Genomic DNA, 5,962 nt, shown 5'->3' on the forward strand with positions numbered 1-5,962 from the left:
GGGCAGGGTCCGGGCGGGGACGTCACGCGCGGTGTCGTTCCACTCGATCAGAACCCGCCGACGCTCGACCTCACCCAGCACGTCGATGGCGTCCAGCGGCTGGTGGGGTGAGGTCTCCAGCGCGGTGACGACGCCTTCCGCAGCTGTCTCCACCATGGCGCACAGGGCTTGGGGGGAGGCCGGCGCGATGGACTGTGCCGTGAGGTGAAACGTGTCGCCGGTGTCGTCCACGATCATGCCGACCGGGTAGTTGCTGCGTTCGTGCGTGAAGAGCACCTCCACGCCGGGCAGTCCTGTGCCGGTCCGATCGGTGCTCACGTTGCTGTGGCGGTAGTTCAGCAGCGAGGTGAACAAGGGGGCGTTCCCCTGGATGCCGCTGGCCTGCTGGGCGAGTGTGAGCGGGGCGTGTTCGTGGCGGAGCAGCTCGGCGAGCTGGGTCTGGGTGGTGCGGACGGCGTCCAGCACCGCGGTTCCGCGGGTGTTGAGACGGACCGGGAGGGTGTTGATGAACAGCCCGACGGTACGGTCCGCTCCCGCGCTCATCCGACCGAACAGGATGGTTCCGAAGACGACGTCATCGCGGCCGGAGGTCGCGGCCAGAACACGGGCCCAGACGAGGTGGAAGATCGTCGCAGGGCTGACGCCGAGGCGGCGTGCCTGCTCGCGGAGCCTCGCGGCCAGGTCCGGATGAATCCGGGTGGTGGATTCGGCGGTGTCCGCGCCGGTCGCGCGGATGTCGGTCAGCCCGTAGGGGGCGGTGGGTTCGTTGACGTCGCCGAGCAGGCGCTGGAAATAGGCGTCGTGTTCTCGTGCGGAGACCTGGGATCGGGTGAGGGCGACGACATCCCGGTAGGGGGTGGCGATGGGGAGCCGGTCATCGGTTCCGTGGATGAAGGCGCTGATCTCGCTGAGGATGATGTCGAGCGAGGTGTGGTCCTGGATGAGGTGGTGAACCTGGATCAGGGCGAGCCATCTGCCCGGGGCGCCAGGGTCTTCGGCCACGTGCACGTGGACGAGGGGGGCCTGGGTGACGTCCATGGTCTTCGGGCAGACGGCCAGGAGTTCGGCGACCGGATCCTGGGGTTCGCCGGTCAGCGTCACTTCGCTGACCGGCAGTGCGGCCTGGCGGAGGACGACCTGGACGGATTGGCGGAGGTCGCGCCAGAGGATGGCGGTTCTGAGGAGGTCATTGCGGTCGATGACCTTCCGCAGGGCGGTGGTGAACGTGTCGAGCCGGGTGCGGGTGTCGAAGGCGAGGACGGTCGGGAGGATGTAGGTGTCGTCGTGGGTGTCGTGGTCGACGAGATGGTGGAAGAGGATGCCTTCCTGGAGAGGGGCGAGGGGGTAGATGTCGGCGATGTTGGGGGCGCCGCCGGGGATGTCCGCGACGATTCGGGCGATCTCCTGTGCCGTCAGGTCGGCCAGGGGAAGCATGTCGGGGGTGATGGCGGTGGCGCCGGCGGGGATGCGGTCGGCGGGGGCGTGGGTGGTGGCGGGGTTGGTCGCGATGGCGGCGAGGCCTGCGACGGTGGGGGTGGTGAACAGTGCGCGGATGTCGACGACGAGGCCGTGGGTGCGAAGGCGTTCGACGAGGGTGACGGCGAGGAGGGAGTGCCCGCCGAGGTCGAAGAAGTTGTCGTCGACTCCGACAGTGGGCAGGCCGAGGACGTCGGCGAAGACGGCGCAGAGGATTTCCTCGCGGGTGGTGATCGGTCCGCGGCTGTCGGTGGTGGTGTAGTCGGGAGCGGGAAGTGCGGCTCGGTCGAGCTTGCCGTTGACCGTGAGCGGGAACGTGTCCAGGATCATCACGACCGAGGGCACCATGTACTCGGGCAGCAGCCCGGACACATGGGTACGGACGGTGGCACCGTCGATGCCGGCACCGGTGACCACGTACCCGAGGAGGCGTTTGTCGCCCGGCTGGTCCTCGCGGAGGATCACGGTGGCCCCGGTGACGGAGGGGTGGGAGGCCAGGGCGGCCTCGATCTCACCCAGCTCGATCCGGAACCCGCGGATCTTCACCTGGTCGTCGGTGCGGCCGAGGTACTCGAGTTCGCCGTTGCCGTTCCAGCGGGTTAGGTCACCGGTGCGGTACATCCGCTCCCCCGGTGCGCCGTAAGGGTTGGCGACGAACCGTTCGGCGGTCGGACCCGGACGGTTCAGGTAACCGCGGGCGAGTTGCACGCCGGCGAGGTACAACTCGCCGGGCACGCCGACGGGGACGGGCCGCAGGTAGGCGTCGAGGACGTAGGTGCGGGTGTTCCAGACCGGAGCGCCGATCGGAACGGTGGGGTCGTCCGACGTGAGGCCGGAGGCGTGGGTGACGTCGATCGATGCTTCGGTGGGGCCGTAGAGGTTGTGCAGCGGGACGTCGAGCGTGGCGAGGAAACGGTCGCGCAGGTCGGGGGTGAGCGCTTCACCGCTTGTGAGGACGGCACGCAGGGACGTGCAACGGGCAGCCGCCGGCTCGGTGAGGAACGCCCTGAGCATGGAGGGCACGAAATGGGTGACGGTGACCTGCCGGGTCCGCACCAGGTCGGCCAGGTAGGCGGGGTCACGGTGCCCGCCCGGACGGGCCACGACCAGGACCGCTCCCTGGAGCAGGGGCCAGAAGAACTCCCACACCGACACGTCGAACCCGAACGGCGTCTTCTGCAGCACCCGGTCCGCGTCCCCGATGGGGTACTGATGTTGCATCCACGCCAGCCGGTTGACCACTCCCTGATGCGGCACGGCGACACCCTTGGGACGTCCGGTGGAGCCGGAGGTGTAGATGACGTAAGCCGCGTGCGCCGGTAGCAGCGTGCCGTGACGGTCGCCGGCGTTCAGGTCGTCATCGGACTGGCCGTCGAGGACGGCCGCCGTGTCCGGGGCGTCCAGGATCAGATGCCTCCCGCCGGCGGGGAGGCGCGGGTGCAGGTCGCCGGTGGTGACGACCAGGGCCGGGCGGGCGTCGTCGAGGAGATGGGCGAGCCGCTCCACCGGGTGGTCGGGGTCCACCGGCGCGTACGCGGCACCGGCCTTCACCACGGCCAGCAGGGTGACGACGAGGTCGGCGGAGCGCTCGAGATGGACCCCGACCACGGTCTCCGGGCCCGCCCCATGCTTGGTCAGGAGACGGGCGAGCCGGTTGGCCCGGGCGTTGAGCTCGGCGTAGGTCACCTCGGTGTCCTCGAACACCATCGCCGTCGCGCCGGGCGTGCGGGCCACCTGCGCCTCGAACAGCTCCGGCAGCGTGGCCGCCGGGATCTCGTGCGCGGTGTCGTTCCATCCGGCCAGGACCCGGTGGCGTTCGGCCGGGGTGAGCAGGTCGATGTCGGTGACCGGCCGTGCGGGGTCGGCGGTCACCGCGTCGAGCACCCGGACGAACCGCTCGGCCAGCGCCTCCACCGTGCCGTGGTCGAACAGGTCCGCCGAGTAGCCGATACCGCCCGTGATACCGGCCGGGACGCCGCCGGGGCCGAAGCTCTCCCCGAGGGACACGGAAAGGTCGGCTCTGGCCGGCACCTCCCTGCCGGCCACCACGGTCACGTCGAGACCGGGCAGCCCGAGGACCGCTTCGGCGTTGTCCTGCAACGCCAGCATGACCTGGAACAACGGCTGGCGGGCCATGGACCGGGCGGGTGCCAGGTCCTCCACCAGGCGTTCGAAGGGCAGCTCCTGGTGGGTGAGCGCGTCCAGCTGGCGTTCGCGCACCCGGCCCAGCACCTCACGGAACGAGGGGCGTCCCGACAGGTCGCCACGGATCACCAGGGTGTTCACGAAGAGGCCGACGAGGTCGTTCAGAGCCGTCTCGGTGCGTCCGGCCACCGGGGTGCCGATGGGGATGTCGGTGCCCGCGCCGAGGCGCGACAGCAGGGTGCCGAGGGCGGCATGGAGCACCATGTACATGGTGACGCCTTCGGCCTGGGCGAGGGCGATCATCCGCCGGTGCAGGCCGGCGTCGATGTTCAGGTCCGCGGTGCCGTCGCGGTGGCTCGCCTTCAAGGGGCGGGGGCGGTCGAAGGGCAGCGGCAGTTCCTCCGGCAGGTCGGCCAGAGCGTTCCGCCAGTACGCCAGCTCCCGGTTCAGGAAGCTCGCCGGATCGTCCGACTCCTCTAGCAGATCACGCTGCCAGATGGCGTAGTCGGCATACTGCACCGGCAGCGGTTCCCATGCCGGGGCCCGGCCGCCCGCGCGGGCGGTGTACGCGGTGGAGACGTCCCGGGCCAGGGGGGCCAGCGACCATCCGTCGCCCGCGATGTGGTGCACCACCAGGACCAGGACGTGCACCCGCGGGCTCACCGCGAGAAGACAGGCCCGCAGGGGGATGTCGCGGGCGAGGTCGAAGGGACGGCCGGACTCCTCGGCCACCACCCGCGCCGTCTCGTCCTCCGGCACGTCGATCACCGGCAGCCGCGGATCGACCTCTTCCGGGGTGAGGATCCGCTGCTCCGGCACACCGTCCTGCGCCGAGATGACCGTGCGCAGCACCTCGTGCCGCTCGATCACGTCCGCCAGTGCCGTACGCAGGGCCTCCCGGTCGAGGTCGCCGGCCAGCCGCAGCGTGATCGGGATGTTGTACAGCCCGCTGGGACCCTGCAGTTCGTCCAGGAACCACAACCGCTGCTGAGCAAAGGAAAGGGGAATCATCGAAGCTCTCTTTGACGAACGACGGGCTGTACGGGGGTGGTGACCGGGCGGTGGTCAGCGTGACCGGGGACGAAGTACCGGCCGGCGCTGCTGTTCTGGACCGAGCCGCTTAGCCAGTCCGGCCGGCGTGGGCGTTTCGAAAATCACGCGGATCGGGACGTCCCTGCCGAGGGCGGCGCGGATGTGACCGGCGAGCTGGGTGGCGAGCAGGGAGTGCCCACCGAGATCGAAGAAGTTGTCGTCCACTCCGATGCCGGGGACGCCCAGCACCTCCGCGAACACGTGGCAGAGGGCCGCCTCTTCGGCCGAGGTGGGTTCCCGTCTCGTGGTCTGGCCGGCGTAGTCGGGTGCCGGCAGGGCGGCACGGTTCAGCTTGCCGTTCACGGTCAACGGCAGCGCGGAAATGACCACGATGGCCGCGGGAACCATGTACTCCGGCAGCAGGGTCCCGACATGGGTGCGAAGCGCGCCGCCGGCTGCGCGAAGGGCTTCCACGTCCTCGGCGGACAGCTCACCGGCCGGGACGACGTAGCCGACAAGGCGCTTGTCCCCGGGCTGGTCCTCGCGTACGACCACCGCGGCCTGACTCACCACAGGGTGCGCGGCCAGCGCGGCTTCGATCTCGCCGAGTTCGATGCGGAATCCGCGGATCTTGACCTGGTCGTCGGCCCGGCCGAGGTATTCCAGTTCGCCGTCGGTGTTCCAGCGGGCCAGGTCGCCCGTCCGGTACATCCGCTCCCCGGGGCCGCCGTACGGGTCGGCGACGAATCGTTCGGCCGTGAGTCCGAACCGGTCGAGGTAGCCGCGGGCCAGGCCGGCGCCCGACACGTACATCTCTCCGGGTACGCCCACGGGCGCCGGCTGGAGCCCTCTGTCGAGCACGTACACCCTTAGGTCCGGGATTCCCCGGCCGATGACGCTTCCCGTCCGGGACGTGTCCTGCGCCGTCAACGGTGCGTAGGTGACGTGGACGGTGGTCTCGGTGATGCCGTACATGTTGACCAGGCGTGGCGCGTTGTCGGCGTGGCGGGCGTACCAGGCTTCCAGCCGGCCGGAGTCCAGTGCCTCACCGCCGAAGATCACCGTCCGCAGTGCCAGTTCGCGCCTCATCTGCGGGTTGTCGCCGTCGGCCTGGATGAGCTGGTAGAACGCGGACGGTGTCTGGTTCAGCACTGTGACGCGTTCACGGACGAGCAGACGCAGGAAGTCCTCCGGCGACCGGGACACGGGGAACGGGACGACGACGAGCCGGCCTCCGTGCAGCAGTGCTCCCCACAGTTCCCACACCGAGAAGTCGAAGGCGAAGGAGTGGAACCACGTCCACGCGTCG

Annotated in this window: 2 protein-coding genes; both read right to left on the reverse strand. The window is 70.0% G+C overall.

The window, feature by feature from the left end; translation table 11 throughout:
* The coding region (locus CHC08_RS47335; RefSeq protein ID WP_143653710.1) for a non-ribosomal peptide synthetase at positions 1-4,632 on the reverse strand (4,632 nt) is incomplete at its 3' end.
* A gap of 54 nt (positions 4,633-4,686) precedes the next feature.
* Positions 4,687-5,962, reverse strand: a 1,276-nt coding sequence (locus CHC08_RS47340) for a non-ribosomal peptide synthetase (protein WP_143653711.1), incomplete at its 5' end; no start/stop codon positions are given.

The organism is Streptosporangium subroseum (genome assembly GCF_900188345.1).
Taxonomy (GTDB): Bacteria; Actinomycetota; Actinomycetes; order Streptosporangiales; family Streptosporangiaceae; genus Streptosporangium; species Streptosporangium subroseum.